Genomic DNA, 19,960 nt, shown 5'->3' with positions numbered 1-19,960 from the left:
TTTAGGTTGTAAGTATGTCTGCTATACCTGTCGACTAAGGTGCCAGATATACCTGCCGGCTACATGTCTTATACCTGATTGAGAGCGGCCGGAAATGGTGCAGATGGCGTTTATGCCGGATGACCGTTACGTGCACATACCGTCACGTCTGGCCTTGCCTAATTTATCGGCGATATTTTTTACTGCCAGGTATAGGGAGGGTGACTTTACCAATGAGCAGGGTTTCTGGAACCGTTCCGAGCTTTTGGGGTATACAATAGTATGTGTGCCTTGCCGTGGCGGGAAACCTGCCAGACCTTCGGAATACTTTCTGACAGGCTTTGATTCTGACAGAAAAGACGTGAAAATATATGGTCGTCCGGTGGGCGGTGCCATTGCCTGTGACGGCTCCCTGCCGGTTGCCAATGATGCGGGCAGTACCATAGGGCAGGTCAACGTGACACAGATTACGAATTTTTACCTTGTTAAATAACCTGAATGGCTTCCCTGATAGATCTGATTGGTAATACGCCCCTGGTAGAACTGAAAAATATTTCTCCTAACCCGAATGTGAAACTGCTGGGCAAACTGGAGGGAAATAACCCGGGTGGCAGCGTGAAAGACCGGGCGGCCTATGGCATGATCAAAGGCGCTTTGGACCGGGGTGAGCTGAAAGAAGGTATCAAACTAATCGAAGCGACCAGCGGCAATACCGGCATTGCGCTCGCTATGATGGCCCGTTTGTTTGGCGTGGAGATAGAGCTGGTGATGCCTGCGAGTGCGACTCCCGAACGGGTGAAGACCATGGAGGCGTTTGGCGCCAAAGTGATCCTGACACCTGCCCAAGGTTCCATGGAAGCCGCCATAGACTATGTACAGGAGCAGGAGGCCAAAGGCGGCTATCTGGTGCTGAACCAGTTCGGCAACCCGGACAACTACAGAGCCCACTACCGCACCACCGGCCCCGAAATATGGCGCGACACCCAGGGTACCATCACGCATTTTGTCTCCTCCATGGGCACAACGGGTACGATCATGGGCGTGTCGCGTTACCTGAAAGAACAGAACCCCGGGGTGCAGATCGTGGGCACGCAGCCGCTGGAAGGCTCCCAGATACCCGGTATCCGGCGCTGGCCGCAGGAGTACCTGCCTAAGATATTTGAGCGGGAGCGGGTGGACCGGATCATCGATGTGTCACAGCAAGAGGCCACTGCCATGACGCGCCGGCTGGCCCGGGAAGAAGGTGTTTTTGCGGGCATGAGCAGCGGGGGAGCTGTGACGGCTGCTGTCCGGCTCATAGAGGAACTGGAGGAAGGGGTGGTGGTCTGCATCATCTGCGACCGGGGCGACCGCTACCTTTCATCTGAGCTCTTCGGCTAATGCTTCCTTAAAACAACGAGCGCCGTAAACTAAAGAAGCGACCTGTCTTATAAACCTATAAAACCAAAAGCTATGAAAGTATTATTTGTTTTAACCTCACATGATCAGCTCGGAGACACCGGCAAAAAAACTGGTTTCTGGATAGAGGAGTTTGCAGCCCCTTATTATACCCTGTCCGATGCTGGCGTTGACATTGAACTTGCCTCTCCGAAAGGCGGGCAGCCTCCCATCGACCCGAAAAGCACCGAGCCGGATGCCCAGACGGAAGCTACCCGGCGTTTTTATGAAGACGAAGACCTGCAGCACAAACTCTCCCGCACCAAAAAACTAAGCGAAGTACGGGCTGAGGCTTATGATGCAGTATTCTTTCCGGGAGGCCATGGGCCGCTGTGGGACCTGGCAAAGGACAAAGATTCTATCCGGTTGATTGAAGACTTTGCAAAACAGGAGAAACCGGTTGCTGCCGTTTGTCACGGCCCGGCGGTACTGGCAGAAGCCCGGGCAGCCAACGGAGAGCCGCTTGTGAAAGGCAAAAAAGTGGCAGGTTTTACGAATTCGGAGGAAGAGGCTGTGCAACTGACCAACATTGTCCCTTTCCTGGTGGAGGATAAGTTGAAGGAGCTTGGAGGCAATTACTCCAAAATCGAGGACTGGAAGCCTTATGTCGTGACCGATGGCTTGTTGATCACCGGGCAGAATCCAGCCTCGTCGGAGCCTGCCGCAGAAGAATTACTCAGAATGCTGAAGAAACAACCTGCTGGCTCTAAATAAGCCTTTTGCGTATAACCAGTATCAGTGTAGCGTAAAATCCCATTAGCTTCAGGAAGGAGCTGGTGGGATTTTTATGTTAAGTAACGAGTTTGCAAGGACAGGCTTTGTGGCCTCGCTTCTCAGAACGATGTAAGTATAGGTATAGGTATAGGTATAGGAGATCAAGATGTTGCTATGATACCCGATGCAGATACATTAAATTGCAAACCAAAGCACGAACACTATGAGAAAGATAAAAAAGAAACACAAAGCCATACCTGCTCCGGTCGGTGACCTGGTCACCTACAGGGCCTTGCCAACTCGGGAAGTGGAGTACATAGATCCGTTTCTGTTCCTCAACCACCACGGACCACAGGTATACAAGGCCGGTAACCGTGGCCTGCCCTTCGGGCCGCACCCGCACCGAGGCTTTGAAACGCTGACTTTTATTTTGGATGGCGACATTACGCACCAGGACACGGGCGGTGGAAAAGATGTGATAGAGGCGGGCGGCGTCCAATGGATGACAGCCGGCCGCGGATTGATCCATGCCGAGGTGTCATCGGAGAAGTTTAAGAAAGAAGGAGGCCCGCTGGAGATTCTGCAGTTGTGGTTCAACCTGCCGGCCAAACACAAAATGACAGAGCCCAAGTATATCGGCCTGCAGAAAGATAAGATCCCGGTTGTTTCGCTCGACAGTGGCAAAGTGAATGTGAACGTAGTATCGGGAAGTTGGGGAGAGGTAGAGGCGCCCATCCAGAGCCTGAGCGACATACACATGGTCAGTATTGAAATGCAGCCGGGAGGCACTTTTATTTACAACATACCTTCAGAGCGCAACATCTTTTTCTATGTGGTGCGCGGCGCGGTAAAAGTGAACGGCGAGACAGCAGAAAAACTGACACTGGTAGAGTTCGAAAACGAAGGCAAAGAAATAAAGGTAGAAGCTACGGAAGATGCCTACATTCTCTTCGGTCATGCCCAGCCCTATAACGAACCCGTCGTGTCGCACGGGCCTTTCGTGATGAATACCGAGCAGGAGATCCGCGAAGCCTTCCAGGATTACCAGCTGGGCAAAATGGGAACCTGGGCGGAGTAAGAAGTTTGAGAATTTAGGAGTTAGAAAGTTAGAGAATTAAAAAGTTAGAAAGTGGAAGGTATAGCTTCAAAGGGAGCGCTTTTTTTTGATTTCCCTGAAGGTCCTCCTTCCAGCCTTTGAAAAGCCGGTACTAAAAAGACCTCGCAGCGTGCGCAGCTCCTGCGAGTGTCTGTACCTACAGCCGTTGAAATCGCTGGCATATATAATCCGATAAGCACATCAAACTTATATTCTTACCTTGATTAAAAACAATATTTACACTTCACTCCATGGCAAATATCTATCACCAGGTACTTATACAGGCCGACAGGCATACTGTTTTCGAAGCAGTTACGACACAAAAGGGGCTATCCGGATGGTGGGTAGCGGACTGCAAAGTGTTGCCGGAAGTCGGTTTTGTAAATGAATTCATGGTAGCCGGGCATGGCTCCAACAAAATGAAAGTACTGGTACTACAGCCCGATACATTTGTGGAATGGGAGTGTGTGAACGACAACGACGACTGGACAGGTACGCACCTCACCTTTGCATTATCGGACAAAGGTGACTTCACCTGTCTCGATTTTAAGCATATCGGATATCCGGCCGAAGATGAAGTATACGCCACCTGCAACTTTCACTGGGCCCGCCACCTGACGATGCTTAAAAACTTATGCGAGACAGGTATAGCCCAGCTCGATCAGGAGCAGGAGAGAAGGGAAGTGAAAGCGGTGCATGAAGGAAAGGCTTAGGAGTTCTGAGTTCTGAGTCTCGAGTTTTGAGTTAGATATGGCAGAAGCCAGGCTGCTTTTAACCTCGAATCGGCTAGAAGTAAGGCATAGCCCCTGCTTCAGGTAATCAAACCATGTGACACAAAAACGCTCCTTCTGCCACGGCAGAAGGAGCGTTTTTGTGTCAGGAAGCCTGATAAGGCAACTGGTCAACTATTCCGTTTTATCGTCCCCTTTTGGGCGTATCGTTTCTTTTGCTGCTACTTTTCGGTGATGAGCTTTTGGCAGGTCCTGATTTCAGAGCGCCTTTGCCGGAGCTTGCTCTTGTGGTTTTGGCCGAACCGCCCGTGCTGCTTTTTTGCGTGCCTCTTTTATAGGCGCCTTCCCCCTGTGCATAACCACCGGGTCTATCGGAACCGCCTCTTGCAGCAGAACTGCTTTTTCTGTCAGCACTGCCTCTCGAAGCGGTACTGCTGGATCTTCCGCCACCGCTTCTCGCTGAAGCACCTGCCGGTCTGTCAGCACCATTTCTGGTTGAAGTACCGCTGGCTTTTTCTGTGCTGCTTCGCTTGCTTGCGCCGGATCTGGCTCCTGCGCCTTCCCGGCGTTCCGGTCGTTCAGGTCTGGCATAAGCGCTATCCTGTGATCTTTTGGAGGAGACTCCCTTCCCCGGATAGGCAAGGCTGGTGAGACTTTCAACCTCCTGTTGGGTCAGCACACGCCAATGACCGGCGGGCAGCTTACCCAGCGTGAAGGTATTGAAACGAAGGCGCTGCAGGTGCACTATTTTGTAACCCAGGCTCTCGCACATTCGCTTCAGGTAATGGTCTGTGCCCGGCTTCAGGATAATACGGAAGCGGGTCTGGCCCTCTTTCGAAACAGCGTTGTTCTTTTGCTCTTCACCCGGTAGCGGGGCTCCGCCACCACTGATCTTCTTCAGGAAGTCTGCGGTGATCTGCTTGTCAACCGTTACCACATATTCCTTCTCGTACTTGTTGTCCGAGCGCTTTACGTTGCGTACAAAGTCACTGTCGTTGCTCAGGAAAATAATGCCTTCTGCTTCTCTTTCGAGCAAACCGGTAGGTTCGAGGGTAGCAGGGAAATTGATCGCCCGTACCACGTTATCGCGCACCGATGGGTCCGAACTAGCCGACATGTTGGCTGGTTTGTTGAAGATCAGGTATACCGGTCTTTCTTCGCGCACGGAGAGGATTTCATCGTCAATGCGCACTTTATCTTTCGGCGTTACTTTCATACCTGCGTCTGCAGGAATTTTGCCATTCACCGTTACCCGGCCTTGTTCGATCAGTTCATCCGCATCGCGCCTGGAGCAGAAGCCGGTATCACTGATGTATTTATTGAGTCTCTTAGGTTCCATGTTGTTGGTGGCGTAGCTGGAAGTAATAAGTCAGCACTCCGTTTTACGCCTGTTTTGAATAAGAGGCAAAATTACGGGAAAATATAGCTTTACCTACTCCCGCTCATTATCTCCGCCTCAGAATTGGCGGAGGCGTGCCTACTCGTTTGCCAGCGCAAGGCTTGTCTGCCGAAACGATAGCAGGTAGCCGATCAGACACCCCACGATAGCCGGAACAAGCCAGCCCATGCCGAGGCTGAAGAGCGGCAAATATTCTTCGAATACCGCGCTGATGGCCAGTTCAATGCCTGCCGCGTTAAAGCCATCCACCACACTCACAATGCCTGTCAGCAATACAGACCAGGTATAGATTGGGGTCCTTTTACGGAGCAGGGAGCCAAACAGGGTCAAAGCAATGAGGACGATGACGATCGGGTATATAGCGACCAGCACAGGAACAGAAAAGGAAATGATTTGAGTAAGGCCTACGTTGGAAATGGCTGCGCTCACCAGCGTCAGAATCAGCACATAGGTTCTATAGGACACCGAAGGGCGCAGTTTGTTGAAGAAACTGGCGCAGGCTACCACCAGGCCGATGCTGGTAGTCAGACAGGCGAATATGATGGCAAGACTCAGGATCAGGCTACCCCAAACCCCGAACTGCAGGTCTGATACCTGGGTGATGATGAGACCGCCGTTCTCCTGGTGGCCGATGGCTTCCACGCTCGAGGCGCCCGCGTAGGCCAGCCCCACATAGACCAGCGCGAGTCCGCTTGCCGCGATCAGGCCTGCTGTGGTACAGACCTTGGCAATCTGCCTCGGGCTTTCAACGCCTTGGGCCCGGATGGCGCTTATCACAATGAGGCCAAATATAAAGGAGCCGATGGTGTCCATGGTCAGGTAGCCTTCCTGAAAGCCCTTGAAGAAAGGAGCTGCCTCATATGTCGAGAGAGGAGCCTGTATAAGGCCCAGGGGAGTGGCAACACTCTTGACCAGTAGAACAAGCAGGATAAGCAGCAGTAGAGGCGTCAGAAGCTTCCCGATCCGGTCCACAATCTTGCCAGGGTTCAGGGAGAGCCAATAGGTAACCCCAAAGAAAATAACCGAGTACACCACCATACTAACACTGGATGCCTTCAGCAAGTCTGGCAGAAAAGGCGCAATCCCGATTTCATAGGACACGGTGCCGGTTCTGGGAACGGCAAACAGCGGGCCAATGGTTAAATAAATAATCACAGGAAAGATCAACCCGAACAAGGGGTGCACTTTGGCTGAAATGGACTGTACATCTTCATTTTTGGAAATACCGATGGCAATCACCCCAAGTAAAGGCAGCCCCACGCCGGTCATCAGAAAGCCGACAATGGCGGGTACGAGTTCGGTGCCGGCGGCCTGGCCAAGCGACAAAGGAAAAATAAGATTGCCCGCACCAAAGAAAATGGCGAAGAGCATTAAACCAATGAAAAATGTTTCTTTGAATGAGATGTTTCCTGATTTCACAATATTTTGAGCGAGTTTAATAGAAGGATGTAACTGATTTGCAATTAACTACCTAATCGCCCAAATTCCTACATATATCTTGTGTTTTACTATCTATAGAGGTATAATTGGGAGCTTTTTTGACAAATGTTAAGGAAATTTATTGATTTTAATCAATGCTTGGTATTTGAAAAATGCAATATCGGATAAAAGAAACTAATTTCCTGTTATCACACTTATATAGTACCCAATTACTTACGCGGCTAGCTTATGCTTGAATATTCATGGTTTGAAAGACTGCCCCTGAGGAGCCAGACGGAGACCTTGGCCCGGGATGGGATTGTGCTTGCGCAACGCCGGGTGAACAACTGGACAGTGACGCTCTATGATCTGAACAATACCTATGTGGAAGTATGGGCAGGACAGGAGGCGCAGGTAATTAGCACCTTCCGGAAAGCAGTCAGTGCGATGGCTGTTTTAGAGCCCTATATGGAGAATATGGAGGCAGTAGACTGGATCAGTGAGGACGAGTAGCGGCTCCGCTTCTTCCTTTTATGCCTGTTACAGTGCCTCCCGGTGCGTATATCTCATATTTATACTGCTCTCTAAGTAGGCGCGGCGGGCACATATAACCCTTAGTTGTCTAAAGGAAAAAGGGAAGGCATGTAGCCCTCCCTTCTCCTGTTAGCATTCGGTATACCAAATGCTATACCTGTTCCAGATCCAAAGCTTCCTGCATGTAGCGCTCAAAGCTGTCGTCTTTTTCCTCAAGCCAGGGGGTATGGTGCTGCTCAGCCTTTGTATCCGTCATTACCGAGGTATAGGTCTTGTCGCGGTAGCGGAGAATGTCCTCTTCCTTGTCTACGAGCCACTGCTTGAAAAGCATGGCTACTTTGTCCAGGTCAATTTCAGGGTAGTCGGTCCTATTCATTAGTTCCCGTACGTACTCTGTTTGGAAGTCAATCTCATCGTCGTGGGTGCAGTTTGAGGCGGCTTTGTTCAGCCACAGGTTGATGTCCTTCTGCCTTTCTTCTTTGCCCGGCAGCTGAATCTTTCCCTGGATGACATCCCGCGCGTACCAGGCCTGTACGTCAAACATATTGAAGGTATAGTACTGGTCCTGCATGCCCAGGTAGATGAGCTGGGGCAGGTCGTTGAAAAATACGCCTTTGTAGATCTTGTCCGGGTAGAGGCAGTTGCGTGTTTTGAGGCGCAGTTCGTCGGGCAGGTAGGGGAACTTGTGTTGGTAGCCGGTGCACATCACCACCGCATCGTAGCGCTCCTGCGAGCCGTCGCTGAAGTGCGCCACTTCCCCCTCGAAGTGGGTGAGCAGGGGTACTTCTTTCATACCTTCAGGCCAGTCCATGCCGATGGGGTTGCTGCGGTAGCTCAGGGTAACGGACCGGGCGCCGTGCTTGTAACTCTGCACACCAATGTCCTCGGCTGAGTAGCTGCTGCCGATGAGCAACACGTGCTTGTCCCTGAAAATGTCAGCCCCACGGAAGTCGTGCGCGTGCATGATCAGGCCTGGAAACTCTTCAATTCCTTCAAAGTAAGGCATGTTCGGGGTGGAGAAGTGACCGGAGGCAACGATCAGGTAATCAAACTCCTCGGTATAGGTCTTGTTGTTGGCCAGGTCTTCCAGCACCACCGAAAACTGCTGCGTGTCCTCCTTGTACTCCACCCAGCGGGCGGTAGTATTGAAGCGGATGTAGTCGCGCACGTTGCACTTATCTACGCGGCCCTGTATGTAATCGAATAGCACAGGGCGGGGCGGATACGAAGAGATAGGCCTCCCAAAGTGCTCATCGAAGGTATAATCGGCAAACTCCAGGCACTCTTTTGGCCCGTTGGACCAGAGGTAGCGGTACATGCTGCCGTGGATCGGCTCGCCATACTTGCCCACTCCAGTACGCCAGGTATAGTTCCAGAGGCCACCCCAGTCTGCCTGCTTTTCAAAGCACACGATTTCCGGTATGGCCTCGCCTTTCATTTCTGCTGATTTAAACGCGCGTAGCTGCGCCAGGCCGCTGGGGCCGGCCCCGATGATTCCTACTCTTAACTTCATATATACTTTAAATTGGTAAATGCAAAACACAATAATCTGCCTCGAGATATGTTTCAAAGATTATTGTTTCGTGATCGGAAAAATCACAATTCCGGGTTTCCGCGAGAGGGTATAACCTGCCTGGCAGAAAACAGAAAGGTGGGCAGTAAGTATAAAAAAGAGAGGCTTTTGAAATGATGCCTTACAAAAGAAGCCGGTTGGCCTGAACTATACTATCAAAGTGCCCTTCTGAAATATTCATATCTCTATTGTCAGAATGCCTGTTTTACAAAGATACAAAATCTGATGGAATAATTATAATTTGACTTTTAAGTTATTAGCTGTAAGGTTTAGGTAAAGTTGAATTTAGTATAGTATTACTTCAAAAGTTACCATTCCTCTGAAAACTTGCATTATGGTACTTTTGTTGGAACTTAATTAAGCTAATGGTACACTTGTGTAAGGGTGTAACTGTGGCATAAGTTGTTAAGAATCAACTTATTATATCGTTGTGTTCTTGCGCTAAGAGACTTGGCTATAGCTTGTATTAAAGGGTAAAGCAAAATAGGCATAAAACTGCCGACAGTCAGAAACTAAAAAAATTAATAGAGAGGGCAAAACAGACGAAGCGGGCAGTATGAAATTCCCCGATTTCTCGCTAAAGCCCTTACAAATAAAAAACCGCCCCTCTATAAAGAGAAGGCGGTTTTTCATTGCTTATACGCTGATGTTTACTCACATCTGATATACTCTCCACTTCCGATCGGAGCACCTGGCGGCAGATCGAGGGCTTTGGTAGGTTTGATCTCTTCTGGATGTTCTATTCTAGCCAAGGCAAACTCCAGGTGGGCTTTATACCCATTGTCGCGGGTGCGTTTGGCCTGGCTGGTCGCATGCTCTTTGATGGCGGTCAGGGCAGCTGTTGCCACGGCGCGGGCCTGGTAAGAGGCATTGTCGTTCTGTGCCAGCGCCAGCAGGTGCGTCAGTACGACCTGCTCTGTTTGCAGCTGTACCTGCGCAGCCAGACCTTCCGCACGGCGGCTCTTCCAGGTATTCTCTAGGAGTTGCTTTGTCACGTCCTGCAGGCTGAGGCTGTTGCTGCGGGCACCCAGCTCAACCAGACGCGAAGCACGCTCCGGGTGAAGCAGAAATGAAAGCGAGAAATCAGCGGACGCCTCGGCAGCGGCCAGCGGGTCGAAGGTGAGGCCGGTGCGTTTGGCAAAAAGCTCGCGGCTGTTGCGAAGCCCGGGCGCGCGTGGCGGAATCTGGCTGATAATGTTTTCCGGCAGCGTAAGCACCTCCGGCGTTATGGTTTTCAGCATCGCGTCAAGCGCCTTTTGCTGTTCGCGCTTATCCAGCACCTGGGTTACCACTTGCTTGTCGCCCCGCACGGCGTAGGTATAGTTCATGCCACCGATCAGCTTGGCAGCTGCTTCGGTCTGGTAGCGGTGGTAGTTGTAGATCGGCACCAGCACATCCTCCAGTGTACTCATGGGCGCACCGGTTTTGATGTTTTTTTCAGAGAAGTTCTGCAGGGCTTTCTTCCGTACTTCCAGCACATGCAGCAGCTCTTCGGTCGCACCGTTGCCATTGTCCCAGAGGTGGGCGGTCGGGTGGGCGCCGCCCGGAGCACGGGCATCACGATCGGAAATGAAGGTGAGGCCGCGCGCTCTACCTTGCGCCAGCAGTTCATCCAGCGCCTTCTTCTCATTCGTTCCTTTGGGGAAATCCTGGTAGCCATAGGTTACGGCCAGTTTGTCCCATTCGCCGATGGCAGTGCCATAGGCATTGCCCAGGTCAATATTCCCGGCGCGGTCCAGCTTCACCTGCGGGTGCGGGTAATCCATCACGGAGGCATTGTTGTTGGCGTCGTAATTGTGCATGATGCCCAGCGTATGGCCCAGTTCGTGTGCCGACAACTGCCGGATACGCGCCAGCGCCATATTCAGCATGGCTTTGTTTTCGGGCTTGCCCTCTTCGTAAGGAGCGAGTAAGCCTTCTGCGATTAGGTAGTCCTGGCGCACACGCAGGGATCCCAGGGATACGTGGCCTTTGATGATCTCTCCTGTACGCGGATCGGTTACCGAAGCACCGTAAGACCAGCCACGCGTGCTGCGGTGCACCCATTGGATCATGTTGTAGCGCACATCCATCGGATCGGCCGTATCCGGCAGCACCTCCACCCGGAAGGCATCTTTGTATCCGGCCGCTTCAAAAGCCTGGTTCCACCAGCGGGCACCGTCCAGCAGGGCAGAGCGAATGGGTTCCGGTGCGCCATTGTCGACATAGTACACGATGGGTTTCACGGCTTCCGATACCTTGGCCGATGGGTTCTTTTTCTGCAGGCGGTGGCGTGCGATGTAGCGCTTCTCTATGTCTTCGCTGACAGGCGTGGCGTAGTCGAAGTAGGAGATGCCGAAGTAACCGGCACGAGGATCCATGGCACGTGGGGTATAGTTGTTGTCGGGCAACTCGATGAAAGAGTGGTGCTGGCGCAGGGTCAAGGCCTGCTCGTCCGGTGCCACCTCGCGCACGAACCGGCCGGCATCGTCGCCACCGGTAAAGGTAAGCGTCGCTTCAAACTCGGTGTTCTTGGGGAAGTTTTTGGTGCGCGGCAGGTAGAGCGCCGAGCGGCTGGCATCCAGTCTATAGCTGCCTTGCTTGGTGCGCTTTATGCTTCCCACCACATCGTGGGCGTCACGCAGCAGGAATTCAGTGGCGTCTACCAGCACGGTGTTGTCATCGGCCGCTTCGGCCTTAAACCCCCAGAGTATGGACCGGGCAAAGGATTCTTCCACGGCACGGGCTTCGTTTTTGTTATCCGTAATGGCACGGTAGCGCAGGTTGGGCTGCACGAGCATGATCTTGGGTCCGATCTTCTGGAAGGACACCACGCGCTGCCCGCCCAGTTGTCCGCGGTCCAGGCCGATGTCGTTGGAGCCGAGTCCGCCCGGCAGCGAGTTCACGTACAGGAAATCCTGGTTATACCGGTCGATCTCGAGCCAGATCTTGCCGTTGCTTTCGTCCCAGTAGAAGGTGAAATAACCGGGGTACTTTTTCATGCCTGCCGTTTTGGAGGCAATAGAGGGCAGGCGCTGGGCGAAGGCTGAGCCGGCTGCCAGGAGTGGAACAAGCAGCATGAGCAGCCAGAATCTTCCGGTAAAAGATGATTTCATGGTATCAGGTATAGTAGGTTTGATGGTTTAAGGAAAAGGGAAGGTAAGCATTTAGAAGATAGGATTTATATAATATAGCGCCCGTAGTGAGTTGCCCCCATCACTTTTTCCGGTAACTTTAAAAAAGTTGCTGAGTACATACTCAGGTAGTGCCCGATGGGCACTGGTTAAAAAAATGAAATTTAAAACTATGAAAAGGATTCTAACTGTTATGGCTGCCTGTGCGCTGATGACCGCCTGCGGAAGCGAGCAGAAGTCGGAATATGAGCGTTACTACGACAGCGATTACCAGCCCGATACGACGGCTACTGCTTCAGCCAGACCGGCTCCGGCCAAACCAGCCACCGTACCGGCCGACAAAACAAAAGTAGCAGAGGACAGCGCATCGGCCGGTGCTGCCCAGCAAGAAGCACTCAAATATCAGAAGGGTGAACAACTCATTGCCAAATCCGACTGCCTCGCCTGCCACAAAGTAGATCAGAAATTGGTAGGGCCGGCGTATGAGGATGTCGCCAAGAAGTACGAGATGAACGACAAGAACGTGGACTACCTGGCCGGCAAGATCATAAAGGGCGGCGCTGGCGTATGGGGCGAAATCCCGATGACACCGCACCCTGATCTGAAAGAAGCGGACGCCAAAGAAATGGCCCGCTATATTCTGGCGCTTCGTAAATAAGAAAAATTCATGAACTGTCCCTATACCTGCCCAGGTATAGGGACAGTTTTTTTATACCTGATTTTAATTTTCACGAGGCAAGATCGCATGAGCAGCACGGAGCAAAATACCGGAACAGAAGCAACACTTGTACTGGATGCCAAAGCCACCTTAGGAGAAGGCGCGCTGTGGCACCCGGAAGAGAAGCTCCTCTACTGGGTCGACATCGAAGGCAAAGCGCTCCATCTTTTTGATCCTGCCACGGCTGCTGACCAGGTATGGCCTGTCGCTGCACGCGTGGGCACAGTCGTGCCGGTGGCAGGTGGCGGAGCCCTGGTAGCATTGCAAAACGGAATACACCGGATAGATACCAAAACCGGAGAGCTTACCTGCATCACAAACCCCATTAAGCAAGAAGACATACGCTTCAACGACGGCAAGTGCGACCCGTCCGGCAGGTTCTGGGTCGGTACGATGGCGCTCGATAGCCGCCAGGGAGCAGCCGTACTCTACCGGATGGACCGGAACGGGAGCATTCACCAGATGCTGGACAAGCTCACGATCTCGAACGGCCTTGTCTGGACGACTGACAGGAAAACGATGTACCTGATCGACACACCCACATCCAAAGTACAGGCTTTCGACTACAACGATGCTACCGGCATCATCAGCAACCGAAGAGATGCGTTCAGCATACCTTCCTCCGAGGGTTCACCGGATGGCATGATCCTCGATGCCGAAGGGAAGTTATGGATCGCCCTGCACGGCGGCGGTGCCGTCACGCGCTGGGATCCTGCGACCGGAATGATGCTTGAGAAGATCACGGTGCCTGCCCCACAAACCACCTCCTGTGCCTTCGGAGGAGAAAACCTGGACATACTCTACATCACCACGGCACGGGAAGGACTGAGCGAGGAGCAACTGGAGCAGTACCCACACAGCGGCGGATTGTTTTCGGTGAAACCTGGTGTGCAGGGTATAGCTGCCAGTTTCTACAGAGGGGATCGTTGATGTTTTTGACTTTGCGTGACTTTTCTGGATTAAGTTGCTATGCTTTATTTTTTTAAGGGATAACAAACTGTTCCTTCACCGGTTTTCGTAAAGCAACTATCTTTATACATTATCTTATACCTAATACCAGACATACTATGATACCAGCAAAAGCATATGCCGCATTTGATCCGACCAGTCCGCTCGGGCCATTTAACCTGGAGCGGCGTGAAGTGGGGGAGAATGATGTACTGATTGACATAAAATACTGTGGCGTGTGCCACTCCGACCTGCACCAGGTGCGCAATGAGTGGGGCGGCGCGATGTACCCGCTGGTTCCCGGCCACGAAATAGTAGGCGTGGTGAGCAAAGTGGGCAGCAAGGTGAAAAAATTCAAAGAAGGCGACCTGGCCGGCGTAGGTTGTTTCGTGGATTCGTGCCGCACCTGCGACAGCTGCAAAGAAGGCCTGGAGCAGTACTGCGAAGTGCACAACGTGGGCACTTACAACAGCTACGAGCTTGATAACAAAACCATCACCTACGGCGGCTACTCCTCGCAGATCGTGGTGGATGAAAACTATACCCTGAAAGTGCCGGAAAACCTGGACCTGTCGCGCGTGGCGCCGCTGCTCTGCGCAGGTATCACGACGTACTCACCCATCATGGAGTGGAAGATCGGCAAAGGGCATCGCGTAGGTATAGTGGGGCTGGGCGGACTGGGCCACATGGCGGTGAAGATCGCGGCCGCCAAAGGTGCGGATGTGACCGTGCTGAGTACTTCTCCTAGCAAGGAACAGGACGCCCTGGATTTGGGAGCACATAACTTTGCCGTTACCAAAGACGCAGACACGCTCAAGCATCTGCGGAACTCCTTTGACTTCATCATCAATACGGTTTCGGCACCGCACGACTACAACCTATACCTGTCAATGCTGAAGCGCGACGGGACCATGATCCTGCTGGGTGCGCCACCAGAGCCATCCGGCGTAGCAGGTTTCAGCCTGATCGGCAAGCGCCGTCGCCTGGCGGGTTCGCTCATAGGCGGTATACCGGAAACACAGGAAATGTTGGACTTTTGCGCCGAACACAACATCATGTCGGACATCGAGCTGATCTCCATGAAAGAGATCAACACGGCCTACGAACGCATGCTGCGCAGCGATGTAAAGTATAGGTTTGTGATTGACATGGCGACGCTGTAGAAGAAAAAGAGAAAGTAGAAACGGCTCCTGTTTTAGACTACAGGAGCCGTTTTTTATGGCCTATATTTCCCATCAGAAAGCACACAATATTTTAGGTATAGCTAACCAATTCCCGCTCTAAATTCTGCCGGGCCTGTGCTTCAAACGCCTGCTGGAAAATAGGTGTTTTGTAAACGCTGGGCTGCGCCAGAAAATGCTGCAAAACTTTTCGTCTCCCCGGTTTATACATCAGATCCGGATAGATCCCGTACTCTTTTCGGACAGCCCGGCTATAGGCATCATACCGTTGCGGATCAGCTCCCAGTATTGCCAAATCCAGATCCAGCAGGAAGTTGATCGTAGTATCTGAATGCTGTTGATGGGCTTTGGTAGCCAGGATCATGTCTTTTATAAAAGTAATAGCCGCTGCCGGTAATTCTAATTTTGATAATTGTTTCTCCGCCAGGTCAGCGCTTTTTTCTTCGTTGTCGGAACGGGTAGGGCTGTACACAACATCGTGGTAAAAGAGGGCAAAAAGCAGGAGATCAAGTTGCTCGGAGTCTGGTTTATACCTGGTCGCCAGTTCCAGCATGTAGGCCAGGTGATCCAGGGTATGGTAGTACCTGCCTTTGGCCGTATAGGCCTTTTCCAGTTCCTCCCAAAGCTGCGCCACCAGGGCTGCATCGGCTGTATACCTGAAACAGAGCGCTTCCCATACCTGCTTTACCGTAGTGTTCATTTAGTTTTTCTTTTCAGGATGAAATCGCACCACAATCCGGACTTGTTTTTCTATGCTGCTGCCGTTTTGGGTAGCGGGTTTCCAGGCCGGTCCGTTTTTTATCAGGCGCAGGGCTTCTTCGTCGCAGCTGGGGCAGAGGCTCCGGACAACCTGCAGGTTTTGTAAGGTGCCTGTCGGGGATACCGTGGCCTGCACCACCACACGTCCTTTTTTGGTAACGGAGGTATAGCGAATGTTTTCTTCGAGGTATTTCCGGTAGGCCTTGCTGCCTATACCTGGTTTTGCTGCTACCACCGTAGCAGGACTTTCCACCGTTTTGCCATACCCTGTCACCACGACTTCGCTTAAGGCTTTATTGTCTACCTCCATATTCACTGTCAGGTGCTGTGTATTGGCATCTACCGTTTTCTCTTCCTGCTCATACCCGATGAAACCGAATACCAGTGTGGCCTTGTCGACAGGTAATTGCAGGGAGAAGTTGCCCTGCGCATCGGTAGCGACACCGGTCCGGGTGCCTTTCACGGTGACGGCAACACCCGGCAAAGGCTGGCCATCCGAAGAAAGCACTTGTCCCTGTACCTGCTGGCCGGCAACTGAAGCAGCAGCGTTTGTTCCTTTCAGCCTCACGCCGGCTACCTTCCCCTGCAAAGCTCTGGCCACTGACGTAGTCTCCGGTACAAACGTACTCCTGTCCTGGTACGCTGTGGCAGTAACTGACTCTGCTGTTTCATGGGTTCTGGCTATGCCGGAGGTTTCTGGTATAGCGGCTTCCTTTAATTCAATTACAGCGGCATCCAACACAGGTCCCATCGTCGGGACTTCTTCCTGCCTGGGAGGAAGCTTTGCCAGGGCCCGCCGTTTAGGCAAGGCAGCAGGCGCCGTAGCAGCGATCGTTTGCCGTACGGTATCCGGGACTGCATCAGCCAGTTGTTCAGGAACATCAGCAGCAGCTTCACTTAAGTCCATTGCTTCCTGTATGGCCTTGTCGGTAGCCGCAGCTATACCTTGTTTCTGTTGCGTTATTTCCCGATAGTTGTAGTAGAACACCAGCACAGTGGAGCAAAATACCAGCACAAGGGCCGCCGCCACTCGCCAATCCGTGAGGTATACGGGCAACGTTTTCCGCTTTTTACTCCGGAAGGTCGAAGCGATTCGCCGGTTCAGATCCTTTTCTGCGGCGTCTGTTCTGGCCGCGTCCGTAACTGCCATGCCTTCGAGCACATCCGAGCAGAGCACGCAGTCCAGCAGGTGTTGTTCCAGCTGGTGATGCAGGGCAGGAGGCAATGTATCCTCCTGGTACTGCTGCAGCAATACCAGGGAAGGATGACCTTCGGGTCCCCAAAGTATATGTCGGTTATCTCGGTGCATGGTGTTTCTCCATGTATAGTTTCAGGTTTCGCTTCCCGTTCTGAATGTAACTTTTTACTTTATTTAGATCACATCCCGTCAGGGTACTTATTTCTTTGTAGCTCTTTTGCTGCAGGTAAAACAATTCAACACACTGGCGCTGTTCCGGTGGCAGTTCCTGCAGGGCCTGATGCAGCACCTGTTCTGTTTTCTCTACCTGTTCTGCTTCAGTTAGATGCATCGGCTCGGTGTTTTCCATAAAGAGGTGCGAAGTATCTTCCCAGGGTATAGCAGGCATTTTGCGCCCGGCACGCAGCAGCATCAGGCAGTGGTTCCGGGCAGCCGAGTGCAGCCAGCTTTTAAAATTGGTGACCTGGTGTTGTGGCAGGACTTTGGCGATGTGCTCGAAAAGCTGCATGGTGGCGTCTTTGCTCTCTTCTTCATCCTTCAGGTATTTCAGGCACACGAGGTATACCATCCTGGAGTGCCGCTGAAATAATTCTCCCAGATGCTCCAGCTCCCCCGTTTCCCGGTATAGGCGCAACAGCTCCTCGTCACCGGGAGGAGGCTTGGCGTTTGTAAAAAGCTTCAGAAAGAAAGGCAGCATGCATGTTTTCTTGGATTCTTAAAGAAAGGGAAAAAAATCCTAACTCTTTTATGGAAAGCATGTGAAAACGGCATCCACTAAGAAACCAAAACCCAAACGTTATGAAAAAACACCTCTACCTGCTGCTGGCCCTTTTGCTGATGGGGCTAAACGCAACCGCACAAGGCCGCATGATCTCCGGCACGGTAACCGATGCTACCAGCGGCAATGCGCTGCCCGGCGTAACGGTTCAGCTGAAAGGAACCACCAGCGGCACCAGTACCGACCAGCATGGGAAGTATAGCATCAGCTTGCCCTATGATAAAACCATCCTGGTTTTTCGATTTCTCGGCTACAATACCAGGGAAGTGAAAGTAGGGAAGCAGCAGCAGGTCGATGTAACACTAGAGCCGGATATAAAATCGTTGCATGAAGTGGTCGTTACAGGGTATGGCAAACAAAGAAGGTTACCTGTCAGGATAGCAGGCACAAGCGTCACTACAGAAATGGTCTTATCGGCTCCTGCTAACATGGCTTATGATAGGGAGTATCTGCCGGCACACAATACAGAGAACTACAACTACATCAAAGAAAGCACGTTCCTGGATGCCAAAAAGACGCCGCTTTCCACTTTCTCCATCGACGTGGACAATGCTTCCTACAGCAACGTGCGCCGTTTTTTGAATCAGGGCCAGAAGCCGCCTGTCGATGCGGTGCGCATCGAGGAAATGATCAATTACTTTACCTATGACTATCCGCAGCCTACCGGCGACGCACCTTTTTCTGTCACTACCGAACTTTCGGAGTGCCCCTGGAACAAAGAAAACCAGTTGCTCCACATCGGCCTGCAGGGCAAAAATATTCAGACGGACAAGCTGCCCGCTGCCAATCTGGTGTTCCTCATCGATGTCTCCGGATCGATGTTCTCCCCCGATAAACTGCCGTTGGTAAAAGCAGGATTTAAATTGCTGGTTAACGAATTGCGTCCGCAGGATAAGGTCGCCATTGTGGTATATGCCGGAGCTGCCGGATTGGTGTTGCCGGCCACGTCGGGTAAAAATAAACCCAAAATAATGGAGGCGATTGAAAGTCTGGAAGCCGGTGGTTCTACGGCAGGTGGCGAAGGTATAAAACTGGCCTACAAGGTAGCCCAGGAAAGCTTTGTAAAAGGAGGCAACAACCGCGTTATACTGACTTCGGACGGAGACTTCAATGTGGGCGTGAGCAGCGACAGTGAATTGCAGCGATTGATTGAGGACAAGCGGGAATCCGGTGTGTTCTTAACCGTACTGGGCTTTGGCACCGGCAACCTGAAAGATTCGCGCATGGAGCAACTGGCCAACAAGGGCAACGGTAACTATGCCTACATCGATAACATACTGGAGGCCAAAAAGGTGTTTGTAAACGAGTTTGGCGGTACGCTGTTTACCATTGCCAAAGACGTAAAACTTCAACTCGAATTTAATCCCGCCAAAGTAAAAGCGTACCGCCTGATCGGCTATGAAAACCGCGCGCTGGCTGACGAGGAATTCAACGATGACAAAAAGGACGCCGGTGATATGGGAGCTGGTCATACCGTTACGGCTCTCTACGAGATCGTACCTGCCGGTTCCAGATCAACCACGCAAACCGGCAAGGTCGATGATCTGAAATACCAGAAAACGCAGCTCGACCCGAAAGCAAAAAGTACGGACGAAATACTCACCCTCAAGCTGCGCTACAAAGAGCCGGACGGCGCAACCAGTAAGCTCCTCACCACTACCGTTGCGGACAAAGCTGTGGCCGCCGGTCAGACTTCCGATAACTTTCGTTTCTCGGCTGCCGTTGCGGCCTGTGGCATGCTGCTACGTGACTCTAAGTTCAAAGGCAATGCGACCTACCCGATGGTGCTGCAGCTGGCAGAAGATGCCCGTGGCACTGACAAGGAAGGCTACCGGATCGAGTTCATTAACCTGGTTAAATCCATGAGTTTACTCAGTGACAGGCGATAACTCCTTTTTACCTACTGTCCTTTCGAACGCAGTGAGAAATCGGAGTTATTTCGGGGACCATGAAGCGATCCGGATTTCTCTGCGTTTGAATGGACATCATTTTTAAGAGTATTTGTATCCCTTGTATCCCGCGAGTTTAGCGAGAGCGCAACTTGTGGTGGCTCATGAGGCCAGCTTGTAATTGGCGTAGAAGTGGTTTGCCTATTTTAACTATACGTATACCTGCTGCGTAGCTGGTGCTTTATCAAACTTGTTACTAGTCTTGTTGTATAGCTTCGCCTGGCCGGCGGGGCCTCACTTTTTTTCTTGACAAAAAAAGTAAGCAAAAAAGTCAAGACAACACAAACTCGCTGAACGCTCGAACAGTGTGTTGCCCTAAAAGTGCACTGGGCAGTGGCTATACCTGCGTAGCTGAAGTTGTTAGTTAGTTTTGCTATACCTGCCCGCTATACCTACTCGTCCAGAAATTCTCCCCTTGAGGGGAGTCAGAGGGG

General features: G+C 51.9%; 17 protein-coding genes. 10 read left to right on the top strand and 7 right to left on the bottom strand.

What is annotated here, in order from left to right; all coding sequences use genetic code 11:
* Positions 1-94 precede the first annotated feature (94 nt).
* The 5 genes from OB13_RS08720 (at position 95) to OB13_RS08700 (ending at position 3,939) form a co-directional block, all read left to right on the top strand.
* Entirely contained in the window at positions 95-472 is a 378-nt protein-coding gene (locus OB13_RS08720; protein ID WP_461489776.1) for a hypothetical protein, read from the top strand.
* A gap of 5 nt (positions 473-477) precedes the next feature.
* Entirely contained in the window at positions 478-1,359 is an 882-nt protein-coding gene (cysM, locus tag OB13_RS08715) for a cysteine synthase CysM (protein ID WP_461489775.1), read from the top strand.
* A 72-nt stretch (positions 1,360-1,431) separates the two neighbouring features.
* Positions 1,432-2,130, top strand: a complete 699-nt coding sequence (locus tag OB13_RS08710; RefSeq protein WP_461489774.1) for a type 1 glutamine amidotransferase domain-containing protein — start codon at positions 1,432-1,434, stop codon at positions 2,128-2,130.
* A 223-nt stretch (positions 2,131-2,353) separates the two neighbouring features.
* Positions 2,354-3,208, top strand: a complete 855-nt coding sequence (locus tag OB13_RS08705) for a pirin family protein (RefSeq protein ID WP_461489773.1) — start codon at positions 2,354-2,356, stop codon at positions 3,206-3,208.
* Positions 3,209-3,477: 269 nt separating this feature from the next.
* Complete coding sequence (locus OB13_RS08700; protein ID WP_461489772.1) at positions 3,478-3,939, top strand: SRPBCC family protein; 462 nt, start codon at positions 3,478-3,480, stop codon at positions 3,937-3,939.
* A 202-nt stretch (positions 3,940-4,141) separates the two neighbouring features.
* On the opposite strand, the gene OB13_RS08695 is transcribed toward OB13_RS08700, so the two are convergent.
* On the bottom strand, positions 4,142-5,296 hold the full coding sequence (locus OB13_RS08695; RefSeq protein WP_461489771.1) for a pseudouridine synthase: 1,155 nt from the start codon (positions 5,294-5,296) through the stop codon (positions 4,142-4,144).
* Positions 5,297-5,434: 138 nt separating this feature from the next.
* Positions 5,435-6,775, bottom strand: coding sequence for a branched-chain amino acid transport system II carrier protein (gene brnQ, locus OB13_RS08690; RefSeq protein ID WP_461489770.1), 1,341 nt, complete (start codon positions 6,773-6,775; stop codon positions 5,435-5,437).
* Between the two features lie 249 nt (positions 6,776-7,024).
* Here brnQ and OB13_RS08685 point away from each other — a divergent pair, with 249 nt between their 5' ends.
* On the top strand, positions 7,025-7,288 hold the full coding sequence (locus OB13_RS08685) for a hypothetical protein (RefSeq protein ID WP_461489769.1): 264 nt from the start codon (positions 7,025-7,027) through the stop codon (positions 7,286-7,288).
* 172 nt (positions 7,289-7,460) lie between these two features.
* Here OB13_RS08685 and OB13_RS08680 read toward each other — a convergent pair whose 3' ends face one another.
* Positions 7,461-8,822: an NAD(P)-binding domain-containing protein gene (locus OB13_RS08680; protein WP_461489768.1), complete on the bottom strand. Its 1,362-nt coding sequence runs from the start codon at positions 8,820-8,822 to the stop codon at positions 7,461-7,463.
* Between the two features lie 710 nt (positions 8,823-9,532).
* The gene (locus OB13_RS08675; protein WP_461489767.1) at positions 9,533-11,977 is read right to left on the bottom strand and encodes a zinc-dependent metalloprotease; all 2,445 of its coding nucleotides are present in this window, start codon (positions 11,975-11,977) and stop codon (positions 9,533-9,535) included.
* A 190-nt stretch (positions 11,978-12,167) separates the two neighbouring features.
* On the opposite strand from OB13_RS08675, the gene OB13_RS08670 reads away from it, so the two are divergent.
* From OB13_RS08670 to OB13_RS08660, 3 genes are all read left to right on the top strand, one after another.
* Positions 12,168-12,653, top strand: coding sequence for a c-type cytochrome (locus tag OB13_RS08670; protein WP_461489766.1), 486 nt, complete (start codon positions 12,168-12,170; stop codon positions 12,651-12,653).
* Positions 12,654-12,740: 87 nt separating this feature from the next.
* Positions 12,741-13,643 carry an SMP-30/gluconolactonase/LRE family protein gene (locus tag OB13_RS08665; RefSeq protein WP_461489765.1) on the top strand — a complete coding sequence of 301 codons (903 nt, stop codon included), beginning with the start codon at positions 12,741-12,743 and terminating at the stop codon, positions 13,641-13,643.
* 137 nt (positions 13,644-13,780) lie between these two features.
* A complete protein-coding gene (locus tag OB13_RS08660; RefSeq protein WP_461489764.1) occupies positions 13,781-14,824 on the top strand; it encodes an NAD(P)-dependent alcohol dehydrogenase in 1,044 nt (347 codons plus the stop codon).
* A gap of 91 nt (positions 14,825-14,915) precedes the next feature.
* Here OB13_RS08660 and OB13_RS08655 read toward each other — a convergent pair whose 3' ends face one another.
* From OB13_RS08655 to OB13_RS08645, 3 genes are read right to left on the bottom strand one after another with little or no spacing between them, the layout of a single operon-like run.
* Positions 14,916-15,542, bottom strand: a complete 627-nt coding sequence (locus tag OB13_RS08655; RefSeq protein WP_461489763.1) for an HD domain-containing protein — start codon at positions 15,540-15,542, stop codon at positions 14,916-14,918.
* A complete protein-coding gene (locus OB13_RS08650) occupies positions 15,543-16,910 on the bottom strand; it encodes a TonB family protein (protein ID WP_461489762.1) in 1,368 nt (455 codons plus the stop codon).
* Complete coding sequence (locus tag OB13_RS08645) at positions 16,897-17,496, bottom strand: RNA polymerase sigma factor (protein WP_461489761.1); 600 nt, start codon at positions 17,494-17,496, stop codon at positions 16,897-16,899. Before OB13_RS08645 ends, OB13_RS08650 begins: the two co-directional genes overlap by 14 nt.
* A 101-nt stretch (positions 17,497-17,597) precedes the next feature.
* Between OB13_RS08645 and OB13_RS08640 the strand changes: the two genes are divergently transcribed.
* Positions 17,598-19,466: a vWA domain-containing protein gene (locus tag OB13_RS08640; protein WP_461489760.1), complete on the top strand. Its 1,869-nt coding sequence runs from the start codon at positions 17,598-17,600 to the stop codon at positions 19,464-19,466.
* The last annotated feature ends 494 nt before the right edge of the window (positions 19,467-19,960 follow it).

It is taken from the genome of Pontibacter sp. HJ8, assembly GCF_054824225.1.
Note: the sequence above shows the minus strand (reverse complement) of the source record. Positions and strands in the feature narration are given on the sequence as shown.

Excerpts from the sequence above, each read along its gene's own strand:
- OB13_RS08720 (WP_461489776.1), top strand. The coding sequence starts at position 95 with ATGGTGCAGATGGCGTTTATGCCGGATGACCGTTACGTGCACATACCG.
- cysM (WP_461489775.1), top strand. The coding sequence starts at position 478 with ATGGCTTCCCTGATAGATCTGATTGGTAATACGCCCCTGGTAGAACTG.
- OB13_RS08710 (WP_461489774.1), top strand. The coding sequence starts at position 1,432 with ATGAAAGTATTATTTGTTTTAACCTCACATGATCAGCTCGGAGACACC.
- OB13_RS08705 (WP_461489773.1), top strand. The coding sequence starts at position 2,354 with ATGAGAAAGATAAAAAAGAAACACAAAGCCATACCTGCTCCGGTCGGT.
- OB13_RS08700 (WP_461489772.1), top strand. The coding sequence starts at position 3,478 with ATGGCAAATATCTATCACCAGGTACTTATACAGGCCGACAGGCATACT.
- OB13_RS08695 (WP_461489771.1), bottom strand. The coding sequence starts at position 5,296 with ATGGAACCTAAGAGACTCAATAAATACATCAGTGATACCGGCTTCTGC.
- OB13_RS08685 (WP_461489769.1), top strand. The coding sequence starts at position 7,025 with ATGCTTGAATATTCATGGTTTGAAAGACTGCCCCTGAGGAGCCAGACG.
- OB13_RS08680 (WP_461489768.1), bottom strand. The coding sequence starts at position 8,822 with ATGAAGTTAAGAGTAGGAATCATCGGGGCCGGCCCCAGCGGCCTGGCG.
- OB13_RS08675 (WP_461489767.1), bottom strand. The coding sequence starts at position 11,977 with ATGAAATCATCTTTTACCGGAAGATTCTGGCTGCTCATGCTGCTTGTT.
- OB13_RS08670 (WP_461489766.1), top strand. The coding sequence starts at position 12,168 with ATGAAAAGGATTCTAACTGTTATGGCTGCCTGTGCGCTGATGACCGCC.
- OB13_RS08665 (WP_461489765.1), top strand. The coding sequence starts at position 12,741 with ATGAGCAGCACGGAGCAAAATACCGGAACAGAAGCAACACTTGTACTG.
- OB13_RS08660 (WP_461489764.1), top strand. The coding sequence starts at position 13,781 with ATGATACCAGCAAAAGCATATGCCGCATTTGATCCGACCAGTCCGCTC.
- OB13_RS08655 (WP_461489763.1), bottom strand. The coding sequence starts at position 15,542 with ATGAACACTACGGTAAAGCAGGTATGGGAAGCGCTCTGTTTCAGGTAT.
- OB13_RS08650 (WP_461489762.1), bottom strand. The coding sequence starts at position 16,910 with ATGCACCGAGATAACCGACATATACTTTGGGGACCCGAAGGTCATCCT.
- OB13_RS08645 (WP_461489761.1), bottom strand. The coding sequence starts at position 17,496 with ATGCTGCCTTTCTTTCTGAAGCTTTTTACAAACGCCAAGCCTCCTCCC.
- OB13_RS08640 (WP_461489760.1), top strand. The coding sequence starts at position 17,598 with ATGAAAAAACACCTCTACCTGCTGCTGGCCCTTTTGCTGATGGGGCTA.